Annotated in this window: 6 protein-coding genes; all 6 read right to left on the minus strand. The window is 48.1% G+C overall.

The window, feature by feature from the left end:
- On the minus strand, window positions 1–567 hold a 567-nt coding region (locus tag ACFO6W_RS25955; protein WP_380002028.1), incomplete at its 3' end, for a BACON domain-containing protein.
- Window positions 568–826: 259 nt separating this feature from the next.
- Entirely contained in the window at window positions 827–1123 is a 297-nt protein-coding gene (locus ACFO6W_RS25960; RefSeq protein WP_380002030.1) for a BACON domain-containing protein, read from the minus strand.
- A gap of 137 nt (window positions 1124–1260) precedes the next feature.
- Complete coding sequence (locus ACFO6W_RS25965) at window positions 1261–1869, minus strand: hypothetical protein (protein WP_380002032.1); 609 nt, start codon at window positions 1867–1869, stop codon at window positions 1261–1263.
- A gap of 111 nt (window positions 1870–1980) precedes the next feature.
- Window positions 1981–2625, minus strand: coding sequence for a hypothetical protein (locus tag ACFO6W_RS25970; protein ID WP_380002034.1), 645 nt, complete (start codon window positions 2623–2625; stop codon window positions 1981–1983).
- Window positions 2626–2662: 37 nt separating this feature from the next.
- Window positions 2663–3043, minus strand: coding sequence for a hypothetical protein (locus ACFO6W_RS25975; protein ID WP_380002036.1), 381 nt, complete (start codon window positions 3041–3043; stop codon window positions 2663–2665).
- Between the two features lie 4 nt (window positions 3044–3047).
- Window positions 3048–4490, minus strand: a complete 1443-nt coding sequence (locus ACFO6W_RS25980; protein WP_380002038.1) for an SU10 major capsid protein — start codon at window positions 4488–4490, stop codon at window positions 3048–3050.
- Between the last annotated feature and the right edge of the window lie 65 nt (window positions 4491–4555).

The following is a 4555-nucleotide window of genomic DNA, read 5'->3' on the forward strand; positions in this document are numbered from 1 at the left end:
AACGGTAATAGTGAACGTTTCCCCGGCAGCAGGTGACGATCTTGTTGTAGGGCTTATGGATATATTTGGAGCCACATAAGCGGCTTGTGTAACAGCACATGCAGCATTTAATGTTCCGGCTGTGACAACGATGTTGCCAATTCTCTGACCGCCTGTATTGCCTGTTACCGTTACGTTGATTGTCCCGTTGCCCGTACCGCTTGTAACATTCGCTGTGCACCATCCCGGAAGCGACACCGTCCATGATGTATTGCTTGTAACGGTAATAGCGAAGGTTTCCCCGGCGGCAGGCGACGATTTTGTCGTAGGGCTTATGGAGAGGGTATAGATAACCGCCCCCTGCTGCGATACATTGACAAGTCCGTTTGTCCCGTTGTCGGAAGGGATGACGGTAACTATTCCCGTGCGGACTTCACTTGCGCTGTTCGGGTCTACCGATACGTTAAACGAGTCTTCAACGGCAGTTGCCACAATATCCGTTACTTTCAGCCATTCCTGGTTGGAGACAGCCTGCCAGGCTACACCGTCCTCTATACCTGTTATTATTATCTTTTGCTTTGTTGCCATATATTAATGTGATAATTTGAAAATGTGCCGATGTGCCAATGGTAATTACTGACTCCGTATCATTGGCATATTAGTTTATTGGCATATCGGCATATTGAATTTGCCCATTCGCTGATTATTCATATATTTACATCGAAATTTCTCTGGGATTTCACTTCAAATCGGTAAGGCTGTATCTCTCTTTTATGCAGTCTTACCTTTTTTATTTCACCGCCTTGCGTCATTGGCATATTGGCATATTTGCTAATCTGCACATTGATTATGAAAGTACATTCCCCGCAGCATCGAATGTGACTGTTGTAGGGTTTACCACTACAGCCGACCGCGCTTTCTGTGTTACCGCTACCGTTGCCGGGGCTCCCCCGTCCGAAGGCGTCACTGTTACCGTTGCAGACCTGTCTGCCGATGTGGATGTGTAAGCAGCACATGCGATTGTAAAACTGCCGTTGCCCGTACCGGTTCCTCCTGTAAGGGTACACCATGCCTGATTGGAAGAGGCTGTCCAGCTTACGCCGGTTGTTACGCCCGTTACCGTTATCTGTTTTGTTGTTGCCATATTTTTTAATGTTATAATTGTTTAATATGCCGATGTGCCAATTGGCGCGAAGCGACAGTTTATTCATTTGCTAATTAGCTGATCTGACATTTGCTAATTAAATTGGCACATCGGCACATTAATAAATTGACCCATTGTTATATCACATTCCCTCCTGCATCATATACTGCGCTGCCCGGTGAAGGGACTATCTCCGACTTCTTATGAATGATATAGGTTATTGCATACTTTCCCGGAGCAAAACACCGGATAATAAACTCCGTTACCATACCCGGATAAATAGCTGCCTGATACCACTTGTCCACTTCATACTCCTCCGAGGTAGGCAGGGTTACGAATACCAGCGTCTGCGAAGTATTGCGTACACGGATACTCATAACATAACCGGGCTTTAATTTCTCCAGCCGGACAAGCGAGAGCGTTTCCGAGGCGGATATGCTTACCGTTGTCGTACCCATAGGGATTATACCGGATACGGAAGTCAGTATCTGCGTATCGGTGTAGAAGTTCACATATGCCCCGCCTGCACCTGTAAACCGCCACTTATCTTCTTCCATATTCCAGTAGGCAAAATTGCCTTCCGATAATACAAGGGCGTACCACCCTGCCTCTCCCCCCTGCGGATATTTTATATACAGGTCGTCGATATAGACCACAGGCTTTTTCTGATACCTGAGCAATGGTATTTTATTGAAGTCGTAAGGAGGGATACTATCCCCGCATCCATTTTGCTGACATCTGTTCATCGGCACATTTTGATTACGTTACACTCCGTCGAACGTTGTTTCATATTGGCATATTGCCTCGCCTACGCTTCGGCGAACGTTGTTTGGCACATTAGATAATTAGCATATTAGCTAATTGGTATTAGCACATTCCATTGCCCTGGTTTCCATTACTTTCGCCATTGCGGGCTTTTCAAACAGATCGAACACCATGCCTGCGCACAGGTACGCCAGGGGGATAAACAGCTTGTCACTTATGACAGTACCGTCACTAAGCGGAGCGGTAACGGGTATGTACAGGGCTTCCGATATTTCATGCTTATATCCTTTGGGGAGGGAGTAATATTCCAGTACGGTGCTTATCCCTTCATCCGTTTGAAGTATATTCCTCACGCATACCGGACGGCAGATATTCCCGCGCGTATATTCGTTCGCCTGTATAGATGCAATGGGATCGGAACTGTCATAGAGCGTCTCGGCCGCCTTTTGCCATCCTTTCATCCTGAACGAGGCCAGCCTGTAAAAGTCTGGAGGCAAAACCACATATCCCGTACCTTTGGATATATCAGGGGAAATTGCCTGCCCGGAAAAGTCTTTGACGGTGAAATATGTCCTGGGCAGCAGGTTGACGGCTTTCCGCCATGCATCTGCAAAAACGGCCCCTATATGCTTTTCCACCTTTGTCGTATCCGAACCTATAAAAGCCTCCGGGCCTGAATCGTCCCATCCGGTCTCATTCATTACCTGCATCACACGCGCTGTAAATTCTGCCTTCATACCTGCTTTACCTTTTTACCTGAGTGTATAAACTGCCTTATAATTTGAGCTTCGGAAATGAAATATTCAGTTCCCCGGCTGCCCTGAGTATTTTCTCCGGAGTGCCTAACTGCTGGTACGGGATATTGTAAGGGCTCGACCGGAGCAGTTCCTTTGCCTGCTGTATATTGGTTACATGCCCTATTTCCGTCGAACCGCTTTCTTCCTCTTCCTCGCTTTGTTCCCCGTCAGTGCCTGATGCCGTATAGACCAGTCCCCTTTTGAAATAAAAACTGTCCTCTATCGCCTTTTGCTCCTCCTTACAGGAAGTAGCGTATGAGCCCCCGAAATTCGAGAACGTAACATTCTTAACTCCCCCGCTTAACTTTACGGCGAAAACGATTTTGGCCTTATCCTTTGAAAAATATACTTTCCTCATATTGTTATCCTTCGAATTGTGAACGGTTTAAATATAACCTGGCATGGGCGTCAGGGAATGATAATGTCAGGCCGCTGGCTTCGATCAGCAGCCTGCCCTGGCTATCGGCTTCCCCGTTCTTTACATTATCCAGTTTTTCAGAACGCCATCCCATCGTCCATTTTGTCATATAGTCGGCATCCAGCATATAGGCGCATCCCTGCAACCCGGCCTCGACCATCGACTTATCCAGTATAGGCACGAGCGTCCCGAAAGGCGATTCGATGGGGGTTACTTTCAGCCCGAAGAAGTCTTTCTTTGAGCCATACCACATATTCTGTGTCAACGGCGCTTTGCACAGTTCGGCCATAAAGTCGGGAGAGCACATCATCAGTTTGGTATCGGAGGCGGCGTTATCGCTAAACCCCGCATTCATCCAGTCGATAAGCAGGGATGCGGTAATGCCTGTTCCGGCGGCGTCCAGGTCTTTTCCCGCCTGTGTCCATATCCCCTCCGTAAAATAGGTATCTTCCGGCTTCCTGTTGTATTTGTTCTTGACATTGCGGATTGCAGCCGATGAACGCCAGTATGAGTTGTTGGTTTCCTTGCGCATCTGATCCAGGGCCTGCTGGACAATATCCGAAATAGTCCACCTGACCTCTTTATTGCGCATCTCGAAGAAGGTGGATTCTTCCACTTCCGCGATGAACTTCTGGAGGTACTGGCTGGAAGGCGTCGGCAGGATGTTATAGACATCGGTGCGTATCTGGAACTCGGAAGCGGCGCGTCCGGCTATGGTAACTTCCGAATCTGCCGGGATGGCCGGGATTGTAAAGCCTGCGCCCTGCCCGTTCACGGCAATAACAATAGGCCTTCCGTCCGCGTGCCTGTCTACGACATACAGCAATAAGGGCCGTGTATCCTGTACATTTGTCCCTGCTTTGCCGTTAACCTTATATCCCAATACCCCCTTTACGATCAGGGTCTGGTTGATAGCTATAAGTGCATTGTCCTGCCCGTCTTCACCGAAAGTAAGGGGTGTTTGCGCACTGCCTCCTGCAAATGCGGTTGTTATTATACTGTCGGACGGTAAGGTGGCGACACTGTAATAAGTAACCACCTGAGACTTGCTGTTCTTTGTACGGGCTTTGCCTATACTCCGGGCGATGGTATCGAGGGGATACCTGTAACGGTTGATCTTTACGATCTCCGAGTCGATTTGCTCCAGCAGCAGCCTTTCTACGTTATCCTCCGTGAACTCTACCGACATCCCCTCATGACGGTTGGCCCCGTCCCCATGTGCGGCTACGCCCTGCGGCTTCCCGTTCGAGAACTCTATTTCCACAGCCGGGGCTACATCGGCTGTCATCGCTCCCGCATCCATCACCCCGAATACGGAACACAACAGCATGATTATTAACACGAATAATCCGCTGTCCTTCATTTTCTCATAAAATCTCTTCATCATTTTTATTTTATCGTTTTAATAATTTTCTCTTCGTACCATTGGCACATTTTCAAATTGGCATATTG

Source organism: Dysgonomonas termitidis (assembly GCF_042654545.1).
Classification (GTDB): Bacteria; Bacteroidota; Bacteroidia; order Bacteroidales; family Dysgonomonadaceae; genus Dysgonomonas; species Dysgonomonas termitidis.

Bases quoted from the DNA above. Each gene is read 5' to 3' on its own strand.
- ACFO6W_RS25965 (WP_380002032.1), bottom strand. From the start codon at position 1,869: ATGAACAGATGTCAGCAAAATGGATGCGGGGATAGTATCCCTCCTTAC.
- ACFO6W_RS25975 (WP_380002036.1), bottom strand. From the start codon at position 3,043: ATGAGGAAAGTATATTTTTCAAAGGATAAGGCCAAAATCGTTTTCGCC.
- ACFO6W_RS25980 (WP_380002038.1), bottom strand. From the start codon at position 4,490: ATGATGAAGAGATTTTATGAGAAAATGAAGGACAGCGGATTATTCGTG.
- ACFO6W_RS25960 (WP_380002030.1), bottom strand. From the start codon at position 1,123: ATGGCAACAACAAAACAGATAACGGTAACGGGCGTAACAACCGGCGTA.
- ACFO6W_RS25970 (WP_380002034.1), bottom strand. From the start codon at position 2,625: ATGAAGGCAGAATTTACAGCGCGTGTGATGCAGGTAATGAATGAGACC.